Source organism: Streptomyces sp. NPDC059499 (assembly GCF_042749285.1).
Classification (GTDB): Bacteria; Actinomycetota; Actinomycetes; order Streptomycetales; family Streptomycetaceae; genus Streptomyces.
The window spans coordinates 981,731-1,002,705 of record NZ_JBHYTT010000001.1 but is presented as its reverse complement, the minus strand read 5'-3'; the positions used below and the strand labels follow the sequence as shown (position 1 = coordinate 1,002,705).

General features: G+C 70.7%; 25 protein-coding genes. 13 read left to right on the top strand and 12 right to left on the bottom strand.

The window, feature by feature from the left end:
* The first annotated feature begins 36 nt into the window (after window positions 1–36).
* The 5 genes from ilvE (at window position 37) to ACFW9O_RS04750 (ending at window position 4,000) form a co-directional block, all read left to right on the top strand.
* A complete protein-coding gene (gene ilvE, locus ACFW9O_RS04770) occupies window positions 37–984 on the top strand; it encodes a branched-chain-amino-acid transaminase (protein ID WP_384604993.1) in 948 nt (315 codons plus the stop codon).
* Between the two features lies 1 nt (window position 985).
* Window positions 986–1,783 (top strand): cyclase family protein, encoded by a 798-nt coding sequence (locus ACFW9O_RS04765; RefSeq protein WP_351165460.1) that lies wholly within the window; start codon window positions 986–988, stop codon window positions 1,781–1,783.
* A gap of 39 nt (window positions 1,784–1,822) precedes the next feature.
* Window positions 1,823–3,136 carry an MFS transporter gene (locus tag ACFW9O_RS04760; protein WP_384604990.1) on the top strand — a complete coding sequence of 438 codons (1,314 nt, stop codon included), beginning with the start codon at window positions 1,823–1,825 and terminating at the stop codon, window positions 3,134–3,136.
* Between the two features lie 64 nt (window positions 3,137–3,200).
* Window positions 3,201–3,428: a chorismate mutase gene (locus ACFW9O_RS04755; RefSeq protein ID WP_351165456.1), complete on the top strand. Its 228-nt coding sequence runs from the start codon at window positions 3,201–3,203 to the stop codon at window positions 3,426–3,428.
* Entirely contained in the window at window positions 3,425–4,000 is a 576-nt protein-coding gene (locus ACFW9O_RS04750; protein WP_384604987.1) for a hypothetical protein, read from the top strand. The genes ACFW9O_RS04755 and ACFW9O_RS04750 overlap by 4 nt, the downstream gene beginning before the upstream one ends.
* Before the next feature lie 24 nt (window positions 4,001–4,024).
* Here the strand turns inward: ACFW9O_RS04750 and ACFW9O_RS04745 are convergent, their stop codons facing one another.
* Window positions 4,025–5,038 (bottom strand): LuxR C-terminal-related transcriptional regulator, encoded by a 1,014-nt coding sequence (locus ACFW9O_RS04745; RefSeq protein ID WP_384604984.1) that lies wholly within the window; start codon window positions 5,036–5,038, stop codon window positions 4,025–4,027.
* Between the two features lie 194 nt (window positions 5,039–5,232).
* Between ACFW9O_RS04745 and ACFW9O_RS04740 the strand changes: the two genes are divergently transcribed.
* Both ACFW9O_RS04740 and ACFW9O_RS04735 read left to right on the top strand, forming a co-directional pair.
* A complete protein-coding gene (locus ACFW9O_RS04740; RefSeq protein ID WP_384604982.1) occupies window positions 5,233–5,487 on the top strand; it encodes a hypothetical protein in 255 nt (84 codons plus the stop codon).
* A 159-nt stretch (window positions 5,488–5,646) separates the two neighbouring features.
* Window positions 5,647–6,639 carry an aldo/keto reductase gene (locus ACFW9O_RS04735; protein ID WP_384604979.1) on the top strand — a complete coding sequence of 331 codons (993 nt, stop codon included), beginning with the start codon at window positions 5,647–5,649 and terminating at the stop codon, window positions 6,637–6,639.
* A gap of 73 nt (window positions 6,640–6,712) precedes the next feature.
* On the opposite strand, the gene pip is transcribed toward ACFW9O_RS04735, so the two are convergent.
* Both pip and ACFW9O_RS04725 read right to left on the bottom strand, forming a co-directional pair.
* Window positions 6,713–7,687, bottom strand: coding sequence for a prolyl aminopeptidase (gene pip / locus ACFW9O_RS04730; protein ID WP_384604977.1), 975 nt, complete (start codon window positions 7,685–7,687; stop codon window positions 6,713–6,715).
* Window positions 7,688–7,732: 45 nt separating this feature from the next.
* Complete coding sequence (locus tag ACFW9O_RS04725; protein ID WP_384604974.1) at window positions 7,733–8,635, bottom strand: NADP-dependent oxidoreductase; 903 nt, start codon at window positions 8,633–8,635, stop codon at window positions 7,733–7,735.
* A 151-nt stretch (window positions 8,636–8,786) separates the two neighbouring features.
* Here ACFW9O_RS04725 and ACFW9O_RS04720 point away from each other — a divergent pair, with 151 nt between their 5' ends.
* The gene (locus ACFW9O_RS04720) at window positions 8,787–9,191 is read left to right on the top strand and encodes a helix-turn-helix domain-containing protein (protein WP_351165440.1); all 405 of its coding nucleotides are present in this window, start codon (window positions 8,787–8,789) and stop codon (window positions 9,189–9,191) included.
* Entirely contained in the window at window positions 9,188–9,682 is a 495-nt protein-coding gene (locus ACFW9O_RS04715) for a hypothetical protein (protein WP_384604971.1), read from the top strand. Before ACFW9O_RS04720 ends, ACFW9O_RS04715 begins: the two co-directional genes overlap by 4 nt.
* 32 nt (window positions 9,683–9,714) lie before the next feature.
* On the opposite strand, the gene ACFW9O_RS04710 is transcribed toward ACFW9O_RS04715, so the two are convergent.
* Both ACFW9O_RS04710 and ACFW9O_RS04705 read right to left on the bottom strand, forming a co-directional pair.
* On the bottom strand, window positions 9,715–10,314 hold the full coding sequence (locus tag ACFW9O_RS04710; RefSeq protein WP_384604969.1) for a DUF1772 domain-containing protein: 600 nt from the start codon (window positions 10,312–10,314) through the stop codon (window positions 9,715–9,717).
* Window positions 10,311–11,150 carry an SDR family oxidoreductase gene (locus tag ACFW9O_RS04705; RefSeq protein WP_384604967.1) on the bottom strand — a complete coding sequence of 280 codons (840 nt, stop codon included), beginning with the start codon at window positions 11,148–11,150 and terminating at the stop codon, window positions 10,311–10,313. The genes ACFW9O_RS04710 and ACFW9O_RS04705 overlap by 4 nt, the downstream gene beginning before the upstream one ends.
* Window positions 11,151–11,291: 141 nt before the next feature.
* Between ACFW9O_RS04705 and ACFW9O_RS04700 the strand changes: the two genes are divergently transcribed.
* Window positions 11,292–12,272, top strand: coding sequence for a LysR family transcriptional regulator (locus ACFW9O_RS04700; protein WP_384604964.1), 981 nt, complete (start codon window positions 11,292–11,294; stop codon window positions 12,270–12,272).
* Window positions 12,273–12,356: 84 nt separating this feature from the next.
* On the opposite strand, the gene ACFW9O_RS04695 is transcribed toward ACFW9O_RS04700, so the two are convergent.
* A complete protein-coding gene (locus ACFW9O_RS04695; protein ID WP_384604961.1) occupies window positions 12,357–14,396 on the bottom strand; it encodes a fibronectin type III domain-containing protein in 2,040 nt (679 codons plus the stop codon).
* A 328-nt stretch (window positions 14,397–14,724) separates the two neighbouring features.
* On the opposite strand from ACFW9O_RS04695, the gene ACFW9O_RS04690 reads away from it, so the two are divergent.
* Window positions 14,725–15,954, top strand: a complete 1,230-nt coding sequence (locus tag ACFW9O_RS04690) for a PP2C family protein-serine/threonine phosphatase (RefSeq protein WP_384604959.1) — start codon at window positions 14,725–14,727, stop codon at window positions 15,952–15,954.
* A 66-nt stretch (window positions 15,955–16,020) separates the two neighbouring features.
* On the opposite strand, the gene ACFW9O_RS04685 is transcribed toward ACFW9O_RS04690, so the two are convergent.
* The 4 genes from ACFW9O_RS04685 to ACFW9O_RS04670 all read right to left on the bottom strand — a co-directional run bounded on the left by ACFW9O_RS04685 (window position 16,021) and on the right by ACFW9O_RS04670 (window position 18,675).
* The gene (locus ACFW9O_RS04685; protein WP_384604956.1) at window positions 16,021–16,800 is read right to left on the bottom strand and encodes an SDR family oxidoreductase; all 780 of its coding nucleotides are present in this window, start codon (window positions 16,798–16,800) and stop codon (window positions 16,021–16,023) included.
* Between the two features lie 118 nt (window positions 16,801–16,918).
* The gene (locus tag ACFW9O_RS04680; RefSeq protein ID WP_384604953.1) at window positions 16,919–17,197 is read right to left on the bottom strand and encodes a metal-sensitive transcriptional regulator; all 279 of its coding nucleotides are present in this window, start codon (window positions 17,195–17,197) and stop codon (window positions 16,919–16,921) included.
* A gap of 13 nt (window positions 17,198–17,210) precedes the next feature.
* Entirely contained in the window at window positions 17,211–17,957 is a 747-nt protein-coding gene (locus tag ACFW9O_RS04675) for a class I SAM-dependent DNA methyltransferase (RefSeq protein ID WP_384604950.1), read from the bottom strand.
* Window positions 17,958–17,997: 40 nt separating this feature from the next.
* Entirely contained in the window at window positions 17,998–18,675 is a 678-nt protein-coding gene (locus ACFW9O_RS04670; protein ID WP_384604948.1) for a TetR/AcrR family transcriptional regulator C-terminal domain-containing protein, read from the bottom strand.
* A 122-nt stretch (window positions 18,676–18,797) separates the two neighbouring features.
* Between ACFW9O_RS04670 and ACFW9O_RS04665 the strand changes: the two genes are divergently transcribed.
* On the top strand, window positions 18,798–19,313 hold the full coding sequence (locus ACFW9O_RS04665) for a hypothetical protein (protein ID WP_384604945.1): 516 nt from the start codon (window positions 18,798–18,800) through the stop codon (window positions 19,311–19,313).
* Window positions 19,314–19,317: 4 nt separating this feature from the next.
* On the opposite strand, the gene ACFW9O_RS04660 is transcribed toward ACFW9O_RS04665, so the two are convergent.
* Window positions 19,318–19,506, bottom strand: coding sequence for a DUF397 domain-containing protein (locus ACFW9O_RS04660; RefSeq protein ID WP_384604942.1), 189 nt, complete (start codon window positions 19,504–19,506; stop codon window positions 19,318–19,320).
* Window positions 19,503–20,315, bottom strand: coding sequence for a helix-turn-helix domain-containing protein (locus ACFW9O_RS04655; protein WP_384604939.1), 813 nt, complete (start codon window positions 20,313–20,315; stop codon window positions 19,503–19,505). Before ACFW9O_RS04655 ends, ACFW9O_RS04660 begins: the two co-directional genes overlap by 4 nt.
* Before the next feature lie 82 nt (window positions 20,316–20,397).
* On the opposite strand from ACFW9O_RS04655, the gene ACFW9O_RS04650 reads away from it, so the two are divergent.
* A complete protein-coding gene (locus ACFW9O_RS04650) occupies window positions 20,398–20,817 on the top strand; it encodes a hypothetical protein (RefSeq protein ID WP_384604936.1) in 420 nt (139 codons plus the stop codon).
* Window positions 20,818–20,975 lie beyond the last annotated feature (158 nt).

The following is a 20,975-nucleotide window of genomic DNA, read 5'->3' as shown; positions in this document are numbered from 1 at the left end:
CCTCCCTCTTCCCGTATCCCGCATCAGGAGTACGAAGTGACCACACCCCAACTCCCCACTCACGCGTGGCTCAACGGCGCCGTCGTCGACTGGGACAAGTGCACCGTCCACGCCCGTTCCCAGGGCGCGTTCTGGGGCGCCAACGTCTTCGAGGGGCTGCGCGCCTACCGCCGCCCCGGCGAGAGCGGTCTCGCGGTCTTCCGCATCGACGAGCACCTGGCCCGGCTGCGCCGTTCGATGAAGAGCCTGCGGATGGAGATCCCGTACACCGACGACGAGCTCAAGGACGGTGTACTCGACGTCCTCAAGGCCAACGCGTTCGACGAGGACGTACACATCTGCGTCGTCGCGTACTTCAACATGGGCCCGAACGCGGATCCGCTCAGCCACACCGACGACGCCGGCGTCCACATCACCTCCACCCGCGCCCCGCGCGGCCGGGGCTTCGACGGCGGTCTGGCCGCCACCGTCTCCTCCTGGCGCCGCATCAGCGACGACTCCATGCCGCCGCGCATCAAGGCGGGCGCGAACTACCACAACAGCCGCCTGGCCCACCACGAGGCGATCCGCAACGGCTACGACACCACGCTCCTGCTCAACCAGCGAGGCAGTGTCTCCGAGGCCCCCGGCTCCTGCGTGGCGATGCTGCACGAGGGCAAGCTCGTCACCCCGCCCGGCACCAGCGGCGTCCTCGAAGGCATCACCGTCGCCACGGTCGGCGAGCTCGCCCGGAAGGAACTCGGCATCCCCATGGAGCGCCGTGAGATCGACCGCACCGAGCTCTACACCGCCGACGAGATCTTCGTCGCCGGCACCCTCGCCGAGGTCGCCCCCGTCACCAGCCTCGACCGCATCCCGGTCGGCGACGGGACCCCGGGCGTGATGGTCCGCAAGCTCCAGGACCTGTACGACTCGGTGGTCCGGGGCCAGCACCCCGACTACCGGCACTGGTCCACCATCGTCCACACCACCGGGGAGAAGTGACATGACCTCCTCCGTCTCCGTGGACTCCAGGCCCACCAGCCCGACGGCCCCCCTGCTCGCCGGCCTGCTCGACGGCTCCGTGGAAGTCGTCGACCTCACGTCACCCCTCAACGAGGAGACCCCACTGATCCAGCTCCCGCCGGAGCGCGGTCAGCCGTGGGCCTTCGAACGGGAGGTGATCAGCCACTACGACGAGGCCGGACCCACCGTCTACTGGAACAACATCCGCCTCTCCGAGCACACCGGCACCCATTTCGACGCCCCCATCCACTGGGTCACCGGCAAGGACCTCGACGACGTGTCCCAGGTCCCGCCGCAGCGTCTGGTCGCCCCCGCGTGCGTACTGGACTTCTCCGCCGAGGCCGCCGCCGATTCCGACTTCCTGCTCCAGCGCCACCACGTCGAGGCATGGCAGGAGGAGCACGGCCCGCTCATCCCGGGCGGCTGGCTGCTCTACCGCACCGGCTGGGAGTCCCGGCAGGGCTCCCAGGACGACTTCCTCAACGGGCGGCACACACCCGGCATCTCCACCGAGTGCGCCCGATGGCTGGCCGAGGAGACCGGGATCATCGGCGTCGGCGTGGAGACCGTCGGCACCGACGCCGGCCAGGCCGGCGAGTTCGGGGACCAGCCCTACCCCTGCCACTGGTACCTCCACGGCGCGGACAAGTACGGCATCACCCAGCTGCGCAACCTGCACCGGCTCCCTCCCCGGGGCGCCGTGCTGATCACCGCGCCGCTGCCCATCGTCGGCGGTTCCGGCAGCCCGGCCCGGGTGCTCGCTCTCGTGTCCCGCTGATCGCCGATCCCGCTGATCCCAAGGAAGGTTCGTACGCCCATGCTCCGGACGCCCGACGGCCTGACCGCGCTGCGCCGCAGGTCGGTCAACCGCATCCTGGTCCTGCACGGCCTGTCGTCGTTCTGCTACGGCATGGTCTTCCCGTTCATCGGCATCCACCTGGCGGCCCAGCCGGACATCGGCACCGCCGGGGTCGCCGTCTACTACGGCGTCTCCGGCCTCGCCAACCTGGCCGTCTCGCTGCTGCTCGCCTCGGCGGCCGTACGCTTCCCCCGGCACGCTCTCGGAATCACCGGCCTGCTGCTCTGGCTCAGCTGCTTCCTGCTCCTGACCCAGGGCGACAACCTCGTCACCGCCGCGGCCGCGGCCGTCCTGGGCGGCGCCGGCCAGGGCTGCTTCATGGCCGCGATCATCCCGATCGTCAACTCCCTGGTACCGCCGGAGGAGCGCCGTCAGGTCTTCGCCCGCCGCTACCAGATCCTCAACGCCACCCTCGCGGGCGGCTCACTGCTGGCCGGCCTCGTCCTCACCGTCTTCTCCCGCGACGCCATCACCTGGCTGCTCGTCGCGAACGCGGTCGGGTACCTGCCGGTGGCCCTCGCGCTCGGCCTGGCCCGCAAGGTCCCCGAGATCGCGGAGCCGACGGAGACCGCCGAGGCGGGTGGGACCACGGGAACCGACGACGGGGAGCCGGCCGGGAAGTCCACCGGAGCGGCCGTCCACGCCTTCGGCACCGGCATGCTCATCAAGGCCGCCCTCGGCGCCGCACTCTTCCAGTTCGGCGCCTACCTGATCGGCTACAGCCAGTTCGAGGCCACCGCCCCCCTGGTCGCCGACCACCTCATGGACACGGGCATCGGCTGGATCTCCGTCATGCTCACCCTGAACGTCGTGGTCATCGTGTCCGCCCAGCGGCCGATCACCAAGCTGCTGGAGAAGCGCCCCGAGGAGCACGGCCTGCGCATCGCCGTCGCGCTGTGGGCCGCCGGCCTCCTGGTGGCCGGTCTCACGGCCTTCGGCCCGGGCCCCGTACGGCTCACCGGACTGCTGGCGTACGCCGTCCTCTTCGCCGTCGGCGAGTGCGCGTACTCCTGCTCCTTCCACCCCTGGCTGATCTCCAAGGTCCCCGACCGCGAGCTCACCCGCGCCAGCGCCCTGTGCAACTCGATGATGGGCGTCGGCATGTTCTTCGGCCCCTCGATCGGCGTCGCGCTGATCTCCCTGGACCACGCGGCCTGGGTCTGGCTGCCGCTCGCCGGGCTCTGCGCGCTCGTCGCCCTCACGACCTTGCGCCGCAGGACCCGCACCACCACCTCCGCCCCCACGGACCCCGGTCTCGTACCCGCCGGCTGACCGACACCGGCCGCACCGCGAAGACCACGTACCCGAAGACGACGCACCGGAAATGGAGCACTCAATGTCCGACGACATCGCCACTCTCGACCAGCAGATCATCCACCTCGTCGGCCGCCGCGCGGAGGCCGCCCGGAGGCAGACCCACGCCCGCGTGAGTTCCGGAAACTCCCGGACCTCACTCGCCGAGGAGAACGCGGCCATCGACCGCTACAGCGAGGAACTCGGCAGGCCAGGGGTCAATCTGGCCCTCCTGGTGCTCGGCCTCTCCGACCGGCTGCCGACCCGGTGATCCCCGTCGACCCCGCCACCCTCGCGCAGGGCCTGCGCTGTTTCGTCTACGCCCGAAGCGACGGCCCCGGTTCCGGGCCGGACGGCCAGGAGCCCTGGCTCCTCGGCGTCCTGCCCGGCGGTGGCCTCGAACTGCCCGGCGAGGACTGGCCCGGGAACACCGACCCGGCCGACGCGGCGCTGCGGGCCGTTGCCCGGCTCACCGGCCGGACCCCTCGCCTGGTCGCCCCGCCGGTGCCCCCGCTGGGGCAGGCCGGGGTGACCGCCCCGATGTATCCACCGCCGTGGTGGATCCGGTCGCCGGACAGCGGTCCCTACGAGACCGAGTACGAGTACGTGATGACCCTGGCCGGCGACCCACCGGCCGGGCTGGCCTGGGTGGAACTGGCGGCCGCCCGGGCCGCGGCACACGCCGAGGACGACGAGAACCTGCATCTCGCGACGGCGCTCGGTGCCGTCCTGGAGCCGCTGCTCGCGGAGCGGATCACCCCGAGCGTGGTCCGCGCGATGACCGTCGGATACAGCCGTCGGGGCGTCGGCCGGCCCACGAGCAGGGCCGCCGCGCCGTGGTGAGCCGCCCGCCGTTCTCCGCCCCGGTCACGCGGGCGGAGAACCGCCCCTGTCCAGACCGATCAGATAGCCGGTCTGGAAACGGCTCTTCGCGTCGAGTGAGCGCATGATCTCGGCGACGTGGCGCTGCACGGTCCGCACCGACATGCCCAGCCGCCGCGAGATGACCTTGTCGTCCAGCCCTTCGGTCAGCAGCCGGACGATCGACTGGCGCAGGTCTTCGGAGACCTGTTTGGCCCACTCGCGGTCGAAGCCGACCGGGAAGGGCTCGGCTGCCCGCCAGGCGGTCTCGAAGGAGGACACCATGAACGCCACGAGGTTGGGCTCGTACACCACGAGAGCGTGGGCGGAGTCGCCCTGCACACTGACCACGGCCGCCTTGCGGTCGTAGATCAGCATGCGGTCGGGGCCGTCCGCCAGGGTCCGCACCTCGGCCCCGCGCTCCATCATCCACTCGGCGAACTCCACCGTGTGCTGGCTGTAGCGGGCCGGGTGCTGGTAGATCGAGCGGCTGCTGACTCCGCGTTCCAGCAACCGCTCCATGCTGCCCCGCGCCTTGAGCAGCGCCTCGGGGTCCCTGGCGCCTCCCGGCTGCACATGGAGCGCCTCGGTCCGGCAGCTGTCCGTCAGCTGGTCGATGAGCCGCCGTACGTCGGCGATGTCGGTCAGCAGCTCCACCTCCTTGGCCTGCTGCCGCTGCTGGCCGTTCTGGTAGCAGGGGCCCAACGCCGAGAGGGCCGTCCGTATCCGGTCGACGCTTTCCGACTGCTGCCGTATCTGATGCTCCATCGGCCACAGCAGCTGGCCGGCCGCGAACTGGGGCGAGACCACGGTGAGCCGGTCCGGACAGTCGGCGTCCCGCCGCAGCAGCCGTAGGGCCTCCAGCCGCTTCACGGCCGTGACCAGCTCCGTTTCGTCCATGCCGAGCGCGCACCGGGCTTCGGACGGGGTGAACGAGGGAACCCCGGCCGCGTACTCATAGAGCCTCAGGCCGTCGGGAGTCAGCTCCGCATCGGGAGCTCCCTCCTCGAAATGCTGCATTGCCTTCCACCCTTCGTGTTTGCGACAGGCGTGAATAACCCGGGTCAGATGCCCTGCCGAGCAGGCCGCAATCGCGGCAAGCTGACGTTGTCGAAGGCAGCCGGAACTCGGCCAAACCTGACACAGCCGCTCTTCGAAGCACAGCGACGCCCCGTCCGGCCCTTTTTCAGGACTCTCACCAAAGGACACTCCACATGCAGTCGTTCTCTGCTCGTATCGCCCTGATCGTCTCTGGTTTCGCCGCGGCCCTGGCGCTCATTATCGGTCAGTCCGTCCTGGAGTCCACCCCTTCCCGGACCGTTGCCGACAACGGATGGTCCACCCCCGGCCCGGCGGTTCTGCTGGACGACAACGGCTGGTCGGCCCCCGCCCCGGCGGCCCCGCAGGACGACAACGGCTGGTCCGCTCCCGGCCCGGCGGCCCTGCTGGACGACAACGGCTGGTCCTAGGCGCCTTGTTGTGAATGATCGCCAGAGGTCGTAGACGATCCGCAGATCGTGTGTGACCGGCAGGCAGGCCCGTCCCCCACCGGACGGGCCGCGCCCATGAGGCGCCGGCGCACGGCGGCACTTGCCTGGAGTGGGCTCGAAGCAGTTGGCTTGTGACCCATGAAGTACACGCAGCTCGGACGCACCGGACTCAAAGTCAGCCGACTCGTCCTCGGCACGATGAACTTCGGTCCGCAGACAGACGAACCGACCAGTCACGGCATCCTGGACGCCGCCCTCTCCGCAGGTCTGAACTTCGTGGACACGGCCAATGTCTACGGGTGGGGTGAGAACAAGGGCCGTACCGAGGAGATCGTCGGCACCTGGTTCGCCCAGGGCGGCGGACGCCGCGACAAGACGGTCCTCGCCACCAAGGTGTACGGGAACATGGCCGGTGACGGAGCCACCGTCTGGCCCAACCACGACCGGCTCAGCGCGGTGAACATCCGCCGGGCCGTGGACGCTTCCCTCAAGCGCCTGCAGACCGACTACATCGACATCTACCAGTTCCACCACATCGACAGGCACACGCCGTTCGAGGAGATCTGGCAGGCCATCGACGTCCTGGTCCAGCAGGGCAAGATCCTCTACGCGGCGTCCTCCAACTTCCCCGGCTACAAGATCGCCCAGGCCAACGAGCTGGCGAAGGCGCACGGCCGCGTCGGACTCGTCAGCGAGCAGTGCCTGTACAACCTGGCCGAACGCCGCGCGGAGATGGAGGTCATCCCGGCCGCGCAGGAGTACGGCCTCGGCGTCATCCCGTGGTCGCCGCTGCACGGCGGCCTGCTCGGCGGTGTACTCAAGAAGGAGTCCGAGGGCAAGCGCCGCAAGGACGGCCGTTCGGCGAGCGCGCTGGAGCGCACCGAGGTCCGTGAGCAGGTCAAGGCGTACGAGGACCTGCTGGACAAGCACGGCCTCGAGCCCGGCGAGGTCGCCCTCGCGTGGCTGCTGACCAGGCCCGGCGTGACCGGCCCGATCGTCGGCCCGCGCACCCAGGAGCAGCTGGACTCCGCGCTGCGCGCCCTCGAACTGGAGTTGAGCGAGGAGCTCCTCGCGTCCCTGGACGAGATCTTCCCGGGTTCCGGCCCGTCTCCGGAGGCCTTCGCCTGGTGATCGACCGGGCACGATCAAGGCCGTCGCCCGCTCCGGTGGGCGGCGGCCTTCGTACGCCCGCGGCGTACTCGGTTCACCCCCGCCGCGCGAAGCCGTCCAGCGCCGCCAGCACCGCGCGGCTGGTCGCCCGGCCGCCCAGGTGGCCCGCCGTGTCGATCACCTTCAGCTCGGCGTCCGGCCACGCCTTGGCCAGCTCCCACGCCGTGGTCAGCGGCCCGGCCAGGTCGAAGCGGCCGTGCACCAGGACGCCGGGGATACCGGCGAGGCGGCCCGCGTCGCGGATCAGCCGGCCCTCCTCCAGCCACGCCGCGTGGGCGAAGTAGTGCGAACAGATCCGGACGAAGGCCTCCTGGGCACGGTCCGGCCGGCCGCTGTACGGGGCCGGACCGGTGTACGCCTCCATGGACAGCACCGCGTCCTCCCAGGCACACCAGTCGGCCGTCGCCCTCGCCCGTACGTCCGGGTCCGGGCTCTCCATCCGGCGGGCGTACGCGGCGACGAGGCCGTCCGGCCCCTCCGCCTCCGGGACACCGGCCCGGAACAGGTCCCAGGCCTCGGGGAAGATCTGCCCCGCGCCCCGGTACAGCCAGTCGATCTCGCTGCGCCGGGTCGTCGTCACCGCGGCGACCACGATCTCCGAGACGCGTTCCGGGTACTGCTCGGCGTACGCGAGGATCAGCGTGGAGCCCCAGGAGCCCCCGTACAGAAGCCACTTCCCGATGCCGAGGCGGGTGCGCAGGAGCTCCATGTCGGCGATCAGGTGGGGTGTCGTGTTGTGCCGCATGTCGGCGGCCGGGTCGCTCGCGTGCGGGGTGGAGCGGCCGCAGTTGCGCTGGTCGAACAGGACGACCCGGTACAGGTCCGGGTCGAAGTACTGCCGGGGCCGGGGGCCGGACCCCGAGCCCGGACCGCCGTGGACGACGAGGGCCGGTTTGCCGGCCGGGTTGCCGCAGACCTCCCAGTACACGAGGTTGCCGTCGCCGACGTCGAGCATCCCCTGGTCGTATGGCTCGGTCGGCGGGTACTTCTCGTCCGGCTCGCGGTCCACGGCGGCGTCCCCTCGGCTCGACGGCGTGCGAAGGGGACAGCGTAGTCAGCCCGTTCGCGGCACCAGGACGAGCCGCCCCCGTACACCGCCCTCCGCGAGACGGCGGTACGCGTCGGCCGCCTGCTCCAGGGGGTAGGTGTGCGCCACCCGCGGTGTCAGGACGCCCGCGTCGACCAGCTTCACCAGCTCGGCGAGCCGGTTGCCGTCGGCGGCCACCTCCACGACCTGGACCCGGATGCCCCGCACGCCCGGAGGGCCCGCCTGCGGGATGACGCCCACGTAGTCACCGTCGTCCCGGACGTACGCCAGCGCGTCGGCGCCCAGCACGGCCGCGTCGAGCACCGCGTCGAACGGGCCCGCCGCCGCACCGCGTTCCACGAACCGGTCCGCGCCGAAGGACCGTACGAGCTCCTCGTCGGCGGCTCCTGCCACCCCGGCGACCGTGATCCCGGCCCGGTGGGCGAGCTGGACCGCGTATCCGCCGACCGCACCCGCCGCGCCTGTGACCAGCAGTGTGGACCCGGGGGACAGGTCCAGCAGGTCCAGTGCCTGCGCGGCGGTCAGGGTGTTCAGCGGCACGGTCGCCGCGTGGGCCGCGTCCACCGATGCCGGGGCGGGCGCGACCGCCGTGCTGTCCACCACCACGTACTCGGCCTGGGCCTTGGCCGGAGCCGGCCCGTACGCCAGCGCCACCACCTCGGCCCCGGCGGCGAACGGCGCCCCCGCGCCCGCCGCGTCCACGGTCCCCGCCACATCCCAGCCGAGCCCCAGCAGCCCGTCCTCCGGCAGCGGGACGAGGAATCCCCCGCCGTACGCCGCGTCCACCGGGTTGAGGGCTGCCGCGGCCACCTTGATCCGCACCTGGCCGGGACCCGGCTCGGGCAGCGAGGCATCCACGACCTCCACCACCTCGGGTCCGCCGAACCTCTTGACCACCACTGCGCGCATATCGATCTCCCTGATTCCCCCGGGCCACACGGCCCGCGAACGGTGCGGGTTTCTCCCGCCCCACAAACCTAGGAAGAGTTACTCTCTTTCGGTAAGTACGTACTCCGAGGTGCGTAGGCCACCCACAGGTAGGACCGGAGGCAGCAGACACATGGCTACACGCACCGCGGCCCAGCGCCGCGAGGAGGCCCGATCCGCCTACGACGCCTTCCTCAGGGAATGCCCGACCAACCAGCTGCTCGGCCGCCTCGGCGACAAGTGGGTCAGCCTGATCGTCAGCGCCCTGCGTGAGGGCCCGATGCGCTACAGCGACCTCGGCCGCAGGATCGCGGGGGTGAGCCAGAAGATGCTGACCCAGTCGCTGCGCTCCCTGGAGCGCGACGGCCTCCTCACGCGCACCGTGACACCGTCCGTGCCTGTCCGCGTCGACTACGAACTGACGGAGCTCGGGCACAGCCTGAGCGGTCTGCTGTCCGCGGTGAAGACCTGGGCCGAGACCAACTTCGACCAGGTCCAGGAGGCCCGGGAGCGGTACGACGAGGAGGCCGCGGCGTGAACGCGACACCTCGGGTGCTTGCCGTACTGGAAGATCTGCTCGCCTCCGCCGCCCCCGGCGAACGCGGCGCCCTGTGGCACCTCGCCGAGCAGGGGCGGGAGTTGGACGCGAACGTCGTGCACCTGCCGCCGGACGCCGCAGTGGGGGAGCACCAGGAGGACGTGCTGGACGTGCTGCTGGTCGTCCTCGCGGGCGGTGGGAGCCTGCTCACGGGCGGCGCCACCCTGGACCTCGCCCCGACCACGGTCACCTGGCTGCCCCGCACCTCCCGCCGCGCCCTGGAGGCGGGGCCGGACGGGATGACGTACCTGACGGTCCACCGCCGCCGTCCGGGGCTGACGATCAAGCCGGCCGTCCGGGCCCCGGCGGCGGCGTACGAGGGCGGCGAGTCCCCGTGCATGCTGGACCTGGTCTGCCCGGAGTGCGGACGGCTCTCGGCGGACCGGAACCCCAGGTTCTGCAGTGCCTGCGGGGAACCGTACCCGGGGTAGCGCCGACGTTCTCCCAGGGGAGGCACACCGCGTCAGTGGCCGGCCCCGTGCCCGTCGTGCGCAAGGGGACCGGGGTCTGTCCGGAGCAGCGCGCCGGTCCCGTGGGAGGTGGGCGCTGCTGCCCGATCGGTGGGGAACCCGTCCGCGCCGTACAGGACCAGGGCCCAGGCCAGGCAGGCGAAGGCCGCCGAGTGCAACAGCGCGCGCACGATGTTCCAGGTGACCCAGGCCGCCTCGAACTGCTCGCGGACGGCGGCCAGGTTTCCGATGGAGCCCGGGTCGCCGGCCCGCTCCAACCGGTCGTTGAGCGGGACGTTGACCGCGACGGTCACCGCGAACGCGGCCAGGTAGAGCACGAGCGCGGCGACGAGCCAGGGCAACGCCGGCCGCCCGTGACCGCGCCATGCGAGGAACACCGCCAGGGCGATCAGCGGGATCGACCCCATGAACGGCAGCATGAACACAGGGTTGAGGATCGACTTGTTGATGCCTTGCATCGTCGCCACGAGCGTGTGGTCGGAGGTACCGCGCAGCCCCGGCATCACGGCGTAGGCGAAGGCTGCGAACAGCCCCGCCATCAGGCCGGAAGCGAGGACGGAAGCGAGCAGGGTCCCGGTCTGGAGCGTCTTCACGAGGTGGCCTCGGGGGTCCAGACACCGGTGGTCGCGGCCTTGGCGGCATGGTCGGTGAAGTCGCGGGCCGGCCGGCCGAGAACCTGCCGGACGCCGTCACCGAGATACGCGTTACGGCCGTCGAGAACACTCGTGAACAGGTAGGTCAGCAGGCCGGTGACGTCGGCGGGGACGCCGTGCGCGGCGAGTTCGGCGGCGTAGGCGTCCGCAGGGACCGTGGCGTAGCCGATCTTGCGGCCGGCCGCCGCTCCGATCGCGGCCGTGGCCTGCGCGAAGGTGAGCAGTCGGGGGCCGGTCAGGTCGTAGGTGCGGCCGGTGTGCCCGCCTTCGGCGAGGACGGTGGCGGCGACCTCGGCGATGTCGTCGGCATCGACGAACGGCTCCTCGACGTCCCCGACCGGCAGGGCGAGCTCCCCGTCGAGGAGCGGACCGAGGAAGTCTCCCTCGCTGAAGTTCTGGGCGAAGAACGCGGCACGCAGGACCGTCCACTCCGCGCCCGAGGCCGCCAGCGCCTTCTCGCAGGCCTCGGCCTCCGGCTCGCCGCGCCCGGAGAGCAGCACCAGACGGCGTGCTCCGGTCCGTACCGCACGTTCGGCGAAGGCGCCGATCACCTCGGGGGCGCCGGGGACGGCGAGGTCCGGCTGGTAGGAGACGTAGACGGCGTCCACACCGGCAAGGGCGGGCTGCCATGTCGTGGAGTCGTTCCAGTCGAAGGGGATCCCGCCGGACCGTGAGCCGATCCGGACCACGTGGCCGCGACCGGTCAGCTCCCGTACGACACGGCGTCCGGTCTTACCGGTCCCGCCCAGGACCAGGGTGAGTGCGGGAGAAGTCATGGTGATCGCCTCGGCTTTCGTGGATGGCGCTTCGGTGACCGCGTTCCTGCGGTGTGCTCAAAGCCTCGGCCACCCGGGGATCGCCATCAACTGCCATTCCTGCAAGGATCGTTGACCTGTGGGTTGACGATAGGGGGAGTCGTGGAGCGGCGTGAGATCGAGATCTTTCTTACGGTCGGCGAGGAGTTGCACTTCGGGCGCAGCGCCGAGCGGCTGCACGTCTCGGTGGCCATGGTCAGCAAGACGGTCCAGAAGCTGGAACGGTCGGTCGGCGCGGCCCTCTTCGAGCGGACCAGCAGACGGGTGGCCTTCACCGCGATCGGGCGACGCCTCTTCGACGACCTGAAGCCCGCGTACCAAGAGCTCCTGGACGCCTTCGCGCGAGCGGTGGCCTCGGGCCGGGGCCTGGACGGCGTGCTGCGCGTCGGGTTCCTGGGGACGGCCACCGCACAGTTCGTGATGCGCGCGGCGGAGCTGCTGCGGACCCGGCATCCGGGATGCGAGATACGGCTGCACGAGAGCCGCTTCGCCGACGGGACGGCGCCACTGCACGACGATGTGATCGACGTCCTGCTCATCGACAACTTCGCGGTACCGGTATCGACGCTCGCACCCGACCACAGCGCGGGCCCGATGCTGTTCCGGGAGGCGCCGATGCTCGCCGTCTCGGCTCGGCATCCGCTGGCGCGGCGGGAAGCGGTGGAAATGACGGAGCTCGCCCGGTACGAGGTGCTGCGGCCGCGGGCACCCTCGGGACAGGCGGCCCGAGGGGCCGCTCCCGAGGGCGCGGAGCGGTTGTTCGCTCCGGGGCAGGCGGATTCCTCGTTCGCCCCCGGCAGAGCGCCGGAGGGCCGGGGCTCCGGGCGGAGCACGGAATTCGGCAGCATCCAGGAGATGTGGGCGCTGGTCGGCGGAGGCCACGGGGTCTTCCCCGTCCCGTCCCACGCGAGTGTGTACGACGCCCGCCCCGACGTCGCGTTCGTCCCGATCAAGGGCGCCCCGGCGTACGAATGGCGCCTGATCTGGCTTTCCGCAGCGGACAACAACCGCGTCCGGGCCTTCTCCGAAGCGGCCTGCGACTACGTGGCGGCGCACCCCGATCCACTGACCGCGACAGCGTAGGCGGTTAGGGGCGCGCGCTCACCGTGGGTCTGCTCCAGCAGCACGTCATTGGGCTGCTGGAGCAGATGGCCACCCGCGACGGGCTCAGGCGATCGCGCCGGCTATCTCGGTCGCTCCCGACTCCGTACCGTCCGCGTACAGGACGGTGAAGCGGTAGAAGAGCGTGGTCGACGTCGGCTGGTCGGCGTCGTGCCACGACATGGGGTAGGAGATCTGGCCCGTGCCGAGGAGGTCGAACGTCCCGGTCGCCGGGTTCCAGCGGCGGACGTTGAACCCGGTGGCCTCGCTGCCGTTCTCGTTCGTGGTGTCCTCGAGGTACAGGTTGAAGTCCCTCGGCCCGTTGGGGCGGACCCAGGTGAAGGGCGAGCCGGTGGCGGGCGCCACGGTCGGACGGAGGTCCAGCTCGGTGACAGCGGTGACGGTCGCGCCGGTGTCCGGGGTGAGCTGGTTGCCGTACTGGTCGACGCCCACGACGGCGTAGCGCACCTGCTGGCCGTCGGCGGGCGTGACGTCGTGCCAGGTCGTCCCGGTGAGCCATGGGCGCTCGTTGGTGCGGTCGCCCACCGGGGTCCAGTCCCACTGCCCGTCGGCGAACGTGCCGCGCAGCACCCGGTAGTGGTCGAGTGACGGGTCGCCGCTCGCCTTCCAGGAGACCGTGACGCCGTTCGCCTTCGGGACCGTGGTGACGCCCTCGATCGCGGCGGGCGCGGTCGTGTTGCCCGCCACGTCGACCCGGAGGTCCGTGGACGAAGTGCCCGGGTTGCCCTCCCAGTCCTTGGCGACCACCCAGTAGTAGTAGGTGGTGCCGGGCTTCACGGTGTTGTCGACGAAGGTGGTGGTGCCCTTCAGTCCCTCGGCGATCTCCCACACCGTGATTCCGGAGGCGCGCGGCTTGAGCGCCCGGAAGACCGACCAGCCCGCGAAGTCGGAGCTGGTTCCCTCGGAGGCGTCCCAGGTGACGGTGACGCCGGTCTCGCCCTCCGTGACCCGGGTGCCGAGCGGGGTGTCGACCGGGCCGGTCAGGTCGTCGCTGTAGTACTCGGCGGAGCCCGAGGCCGGGGACTCGTTGCCGTGCGTGTCGACGGCGGTGACGACGTAGTAGTAGATGTCACCGGTCTGCGGCAGCGGTCCGCTGTAGCCGCCGCCCGTGGAGGCCAGCCGGTTGGCCGGGGTGAGGGCGACCGGCAGGGAGGTCGAGCGGTAGACCCGGTACTCGGCGAGGTCGGGCTCGCTGTTGCTGTCCCAGTACAGGGTGATCTTGGTGGGGCTCCCCATGGCCCAGTTGTCCTCGACGCCCTTCGGGGCGGCGGGGGCGGTGCGGTCGACGGTGGTGACGCCGAGGTCCGCGGTGCCCGAGGAGGTGTTACCGGCCTTGTCGTAGGCGCGGACCTCGTAGTAGTAGACGTTGCCGTCCTTCGGGACGGTCGTGTCGGTCCACGAGGTGGCCGTCGTGGTCGCGAGGGGCTTCGTGGGGTAGTCGGCGCCCTTCAGCCGGCGGTACACGCGGTACCCGGCGAAGTCCATCTCCTTGTTCGCCGCCCAGCTGACCTTGGTGGACGTGGTCGCCGTGCTGTAGACGGCGGTGGTCCCGGTGGGCACCAGGGGCTTGACCTTGTCGACGGTCGCCGTGGTGCGCGGCGTGTACGCGAACTTGACGTTCGCGGCGCCCGTCCAGTTGACGAAGTCGATGCGGAGACTGTGCTTGCCCGACGGGATGGTCAGGTTGACGGTCTTGGAGACGGTGTTGGCGACGTTCTTCCACACGTCGACCTTGCGGACGCCGTCGACGTACACGCGGATGCCGTCGCGGGAGGACGCGGTGAAGGTGAAGGGCCCGCCGGAGCCGAAGTCGCGGGTCATGGACCAGCGGACGCCGAAGTTGTTGGAGGGCATGCCCTTGTAACCGGGCGCCCCCGTGCCCCAGTTCTGGTCGATCACGGAGTCGCAGTCCGTGCCCTTGGGGGTCCCGGTGAAGGTGGTGTTCGCGTAGAACGTCCGCGTGAAGACGGGCGAGGCACAGGTCACGGCGGCGGACGCGGGGGCTGCCGCGGTGAGCAGGCTGCCCGCGGTGGCGAGTACGACGGCGCTCGCGGTGGCGACCGTCGTTCCTCTGGGTCGGTTCATGCGTTCCTTCGGTCTTGATCGTGCGGGGCAGCGTGCGACTGCCTCGGAAGATCAAGACTCGTGAGGAACGCACTTGGTTGTAGGCCACAGGGAGGTCCGGAACAGTTGCCCCGGATATACCGGTTCGCGGATACCCGCCGCACGCCGGCCCACGAGTTCGCCGAGGTGACCGACGGCAGGTGACATGCCGCCGATGGCGCAATGGAGCCCCCGGGCTGCCGGGCTGGGTCACGCTGTGGGCGTTCGGCCGCTGTCATGTCGGAATCCCGCGGGTGTCCGCTGCGGCAGGTTTCGCCGGACCGCTGGTGCACAAGAGGCGAAGGGCGTCGTGAAGCACTCCGGGATCGACTACGAGGCGGTTTTCCAGGCCTTGCCGGCCGCGGCGGCCCTGCTCACCACCGACCTGGTGTACGCAGACGTCAACGAGGCGTATCTGCGGGCGTCGGGGCGCACCCGAGGCCAGATCGTCGGCCGCTACATGTTCGACGTGTTCCCCGACAACCCCAACGATCCCGCCGCGACCGGCACGAGCAACCTCCAGGCGTCGCTGCTGCGGGTGGCGGCCACCGGGGAGCGCGACGCCATGGCGCTGCAGCGCTACGACGTCGAGGACCCCGACCGCCCCGGCCGGTGGGAGGAGCGGTACTGGAGCCCGGTCAACGCCCCGGTCGTCGACGCGGACGGGCAAGTGGCGCTGGTGCTGCACCGGGTGGAGGAGGTCACCGAACTGATCCGCGCCCGTGGCGGGCGGTTCGGCGGGGACCGGACCAGGGCCCTGGAGGCCGAGCTGTACACCCGCGCCCGGGAGCTGCAGGAGGTCAACGAGCGGCTGCGCCGGGCCCACGCCCGCGAACGCGAGGTCGCCCTGAGCCTGCAGTCCGCGATGCTCCCCGCGCCCGGACCGCTGGGACGCCGCCGTGGCGCCGTGCGCTACCAGCCCGCAGTCGGGTCCCTGAACGTGTGCGGCGACTGGTACGACCTGGCCGAACTGCCCGGCGGCTGTTTCGCGGTCGCGGTGGGTGACGTCGTCGGCCACGGCCTGACCGCGGCCGGCGTCATGGGCCAGCTCCGCAGTGCGCTCAGCGCGGCCGTCCGTGTGGCCGACGGCCCCGCGGCCGCCCTCGACGCTCTCGGCCTCTACGCCCGCTCGGTGGAGGGCGCCGAGTCCACCACCGCTCTGCAGACGGTGATCGACTGCGACGCCCGCACCGTGACCTACAGCAGTGCCGGCCACCCCCCGCCCGCCCTGCTGCACGCCGACGGCACCGTCGAGTTCCTCGACCGGGCGACGGACCCGCCGCTCGGCGCCCGCTTCGAGCACGTTCCGAGAATCCAGGCCGAAGCGGCCTTCTCGGAGGGAGCGACCCTCGTTCTCTACACCGACGGCCTCATCGAACGCCGCCACGAGGACATCGACACCGGCCTGAACCGGCTCGCCGACTGCCTCGGCCGCCACGGACAGGAGGACGCGGACACCCTCGCGGACACCCTGCTGGCAGACCTGATCCCCCCGGGTGGCAACACGGACGACACCGCCCTGGTCGTCGTCCGCCTGTGACCGTGCGGCGCGCGGCAGCGGCCCGGACCGGCCCGTACACCGGTGACGTGCCCCCCGCGACGCGCCTCAGCCGAGGCCCCCGTTGCTCTTCAGCAGCTGCCCGTTGACCCACTGCCCCTGCGGGGAGCACAGGAAGTCCACCAGGTGCGCGGTGTCCCGCGGGGTGCCGAGGCGGCCGAGCGGGGTGGCCCCGGCCATTTCCTCCTGCGCCTCGGGGGACATCCAACCCGTGTTCACCGGACCGGGGTTGACGACGTTGGCGGTCACCCCGAGGTGGGCGAGCTCGTGGGCCGCGGCGAGGGTGATGCGGTCCAGGGCGCCCTTGCTCGCCCCGTAGGGCAGGTTGCCGACCGTGTGGTCGCTGGTCAGGGCGACGATCCGGCCGGTGCCGGGCGTGGCGCGGAAGCGCAGCCCGTACTCGCGGATGAGCAGCCAGGTGGCGCGTGCGTTCACTGCGAAGTGCCGGTCGAAACTCTCGAGGGTGGTATCGAGCAGCCCGGAGTCCACGGACTCGCAGTGGCACATCACGAGGGCGGTGACCGGACCCATCCGGCCCTCGGTCTCGTCGTAGATACGTGAGGGGGCGTCCGGATCCGAGAGGTCCGCCTCGATCGCCGCGGAGGCCGCCCCGTGCTCCGCGAGCTCCTTGGCGATCGCGTCGGTGGCTCCGCGCTCGGCGCCCCAGGCCATACGGCGGTCGTACGGTGTCCAGTAGGTGAAGGCGATGTCCCAGCCCGATGCCGCCAGTTGCCGGGCGATGCCCGCACCGATGCTGACGGTGCGGCCCACGCCGGTGATCAGCGCGAGGGGGCGGGCGGCGGTCCGGTTCTCGTCAATGTTCGTCACAGGGCGGAATTTTCAGGGCAGGGCTGTGCTCCGCGCAACCGCCTTATGGCCCGGGCCCCTTCACCTGCCCCGTGACGCGGCCGGCGGTCTCAGGCCAGGCGGTCTCAGGCCTGCGGTCTCAGGCCAGGGAGAGGAACAGCTTCTCGAGGCGGGCGCGCATCCGCTCCCTGTCGGTGCCCGTTGGCCCGTCCTCGGCCAGGCACTGTTCGAGACCCGAGGCGATGATCGCGAATCCGGCCCGGTCCAGGGCGCGGGACGCGGCGGCGAGCTGGGTGATCACGTCCTCGCAGTCCCGGCCCTCCTCGATCATCCTGATGATCCCGGAGATCTGGCCCTGGGCCCGGCGCAGCCGGTTGAGGACCGACTTCAGCTCGTCGGCCGCCATGTCGAGTTCCATGCCTCATCCTCCGTCAGCCGGCAGGCTTCTCCCACACCGAGACGTGCTTGCCGCTGTCGCTCGTGAACGGCTCCCGCGCCCAGCCCTCCCACCGCTCACGCAGGCGCAGTCCGGCGAGCTGCGCCATCAGGTCGAGCTCCGCGGGCCACACGTACCGGAACGGGATGGAACGGTACGCGCCGCGGCCGTCCTCGACGCTGACGTAGTTCGAACTCACCGCCTGTGTGGCGATGTCGTAGGAGTCGAATGCCCACCGCGTCGGGCTCACGTGGAACGGTACGACGGTCTGCCCCGCGGGCAGTTTCCGCAGCTCGGGCACCATGACCTCGATGACGAAGGTGCCCCCGGGCGAGAGGTGCGCGGCGACGTTGCGGAAGCAGTCGACCTGAGCCTGCTGCGTCGTCAGGTTCATGATCGTGTTGAAGACCAGGTAGGCGACGGAGAACGTACCGTCCACCTTCGTCGTCGCGAAGTCGCCGATCGTCACGCCGATGGACTCCGCGTCACCGCCGGGCTTCGCCCGCAAGCGCGCCACCATCGCCCGCGACATGTCGATCCCGTGGACCGGAACCCCACGCTCCGACAACGGCAGGGCGATACGCCCCGTCCCGATGCCGAGTTCGAGCGCCCGCCCGCCGCTCGCGAGTCCCGCCAGGAAGTCGACGGCGGTGTTCACGGCATGCGGCTGGAACATGTCGTCCGTCGGGTCGTCGTAGGTCGCGGCGATCCGGTCGCCGAAGTAGCCGTCCTCGTCATCCATCGCGCGACCGTACTGCGGGGCATCGGCGGTGCCCACCGATTTACGCCCGGCGGGCGCTCTGCTCCAGGCCGTCGAGGAGGGCCTGGAGGCCGAACTCGAAGGCGCTGTCGGGGGATGCGGCGTAGTCGGTGGCCGCCGGTGTTTCGAGGCGGGTGCGCAGGTGCGGGTAGCGCATGCCGATCTCCCGGGCCCTGGCCATGGCGTCCTGGAACTGTTGCTCGGCACCGGCGTCGTCCCCGTTCAGCCTCCGGGTGAGCGAGGCCGTCGCGGCGGCGCCCGCCGCGTTGCCGAGGACGTAGGTGAAGACGGCGGCGGCGGCCCGGTCCGCCTGTGGGCCCGTGAAGCCGGCGGCCTCGTAGACCGCGAGGCTGTGGTCGTCGTGACGGGCCTTGCCCTCGCCGTAGACGACATGCGCCGCGAACGCCTGCACCAGCCAGGGGTGCCGGGTGAACATCCCGTACAGGCCGGTGGCCATGTCCGTGGCCGCGGTGCGCCAGTCGACGGCGTCCAGGTCGGGCAGCGAAAGCTCGCCCCACACCCGGTCGGTGGCGAGCAGGACCAGGTTGTCCTTGTTCTTGACGTGCCAGTAGACGGCCGTGGCCGCCGAGTCGAGCTGTTTGCCCAGGGCGCGCATGTTGAGGCCTTCGAGGCCCTCGGCGTCCAGGAGCTCGACAGCGGTACGCACGATCCGGTCCGGGGTGAGGGTGTCGCGTGACATGGCCCTACGGTACGCACCCGCTTGAACAAAGTTCAAGAAGGGCCTTGAACGTTGTTCAAGTCGCCGCTACGGTTGGCGTCAACCAGTCAGTTGAACTAAGTGCAAGTCGAAGGAGAGTCCTCATGAACACCCTCGCTGCCGGGATGCAACTGCTCGTCGCCGCCGCCTTCGTCAGCATCCCCGTGGTCCGCCACCGCTTCGGCCCGGCCGCGAAGGCCGCCGCCGTCACCGAACTCCGCCGCCAGGGCGTCCGCCCCGAGGTGCTGGAGGAGAACAAGCTCCGGTTCGACGCCGGCGGCCACGAGACCGCGGCGCCGGTCGCGGTGGCCGCGGTGATGATCGCCACCGCCGGGCTCAACCTCGCCGGAGCCGACCTGGCCCAGCTGCTGACCTGGATATTCTCCTCGGCGGTCCTGTTGATGAACGCGGTGATCGTCTACAGCAACCTCACCGCGGTGCGGTCCGTGGAGGCCGCCTTCCGCCGCAAGGGCGACCCGGAACTGGCCCGCGTCGAGGTCGCGCCCTTCCTCCGGGCGGCCGAGAACGCGTTTCCGGGCTGGGTGCGCGCCCAGACCTACGTCCGCAACACGGTGGTCTTCGCCGGGTCGGCCGTCGCTCTGATCGCGGTCTCCGTCTGAGCGGTCAGAGCGAATTGCCGGTCACGCGCACGAGGAAGGCGGACCAGGCGGCGGGGGAGAGGGCGAGGGGCGGGACGGTGAGGTCCTTGGAGTCCCGGACGTGGACGGCGTGAGGGGAGCTTGCGACCTCTACGCAGGCGCCGCCCTGGTCGCCGCTGTAGCTGCTCTTGAACCACCTGAGGTCGATGCTCATAGCTTCTCTGCCACCTGTTCGATCAGTCTTGCCGACTCTTCAGGGCTGAGTGCCTGGGCTCGCAGAATGCCATACCGCGCGAACAGGTCTCCCAAGTCGGGCTGTGCGTCCACGAAGTAGCTGCCGCTCTGGCCTTCGATGTAGGCGAGTTGGCGGCGTTCGTCGGTGTCCAGGAGAATCATCGGCCCATTGAGGGCGGCATGAGTCTCGCGGTCCGGCGGCATGACCTGGATCTCGACGTTCCGGTTGCGCCCTACTGCGAGTACATGTTCCAACTGTTCCTTGAGGACTGCGCTGCCTCCCAGGGGCCTCGTGACCGTAATCAGTTCCAACACGAAGCTGATGACCGGGGCCGGTCGGCGCTGGAGAAGTTTCTGGCGGGCCAGCCGCGTAGCTACGCGCGCTTCGATCTCGTCATCCTCCAGCGGTGGGCAATGGCAGTTGAAGACCGCCCGCGCGTAGGACGCGGTCTGGAGGAGTCCCGGAATCAGATGGTTCTCGTACCAGTGGAGGGCCGATGCCTTGGCTTCCTCGTCGGCGAATGCCCGGAACCAGGACGGCACATGGCTGAACCGCAGCTCCTTCGCCGCCGCGATCAGTGCACCCTGTGCACCCAGTGCCTCATCCGCAAGCGGAACGAAATCCCCCTTGGGCGGCCTCGCTCCCCGTTCCACCATCGCCACCTGGGACTTGGAGAAACCAATCTTCGTCCCCAGGGCCTCCTGGGACAGCCCCAGCCGTTCGCGGAAGAAACGCAGCAACGCGCCGAACATCTCCGCGTTACCGCTTCCTTGTTCACTGGAGTGCACAGCTCCACCCCCCAAGTGCACAGAAGTGCACAGTCGTTCTGCGGTGCTGGTCACGGTACGTGCCGACGGTCAGGCTTTTCGCATGGAACAGAAAAGTTCACCGATCAGCCCGGTGCCTTCCTGGGTTCCCGCGCGGGGGCATGCGCTCCGGCTCACGGGTATCCACTTCGACGCCGTACGCATCGCCGGGTTGCTGGGCGAGCAAGTGGCGTACGAGCTCATGCAGTTCACGGATTTCCGGGCGGGCCCGATCGTGCGGTCCGGGATCGGCGGGCGGAGCATGTACTTCCTGTTGCCGCCGCAAAGTGGAGCCGCGTACAGGTGGCCGGCCGGGGTGCGGTTGATGGGGCGGGACGTGCGGTGCGACGCGTTCGTCGGGGTGCCCGCGCTGGACGGGCGGACGTGGCCGCTGGACTGGCGGTCCCTGCCCACCCGGGAGGCGCCGTTCGTGGATGCCGGGCTGCTGCACGAGTTGGCGGGCCTTGCCCTGAAGGGTGGTTGATCGAATCTGTGTGCCCGCGGCATATGCGTACTGGGTGCTGGCGCCCTGCAGTAACGTGATCGTGTCATTACGCTCTGTGCGCACGCGTGCGCAGGGCGGCCCCCGGAGGTGCTGTGAACACCCGCCCGAGGGCCTTCACCTACGAGTGGAAACGGCCA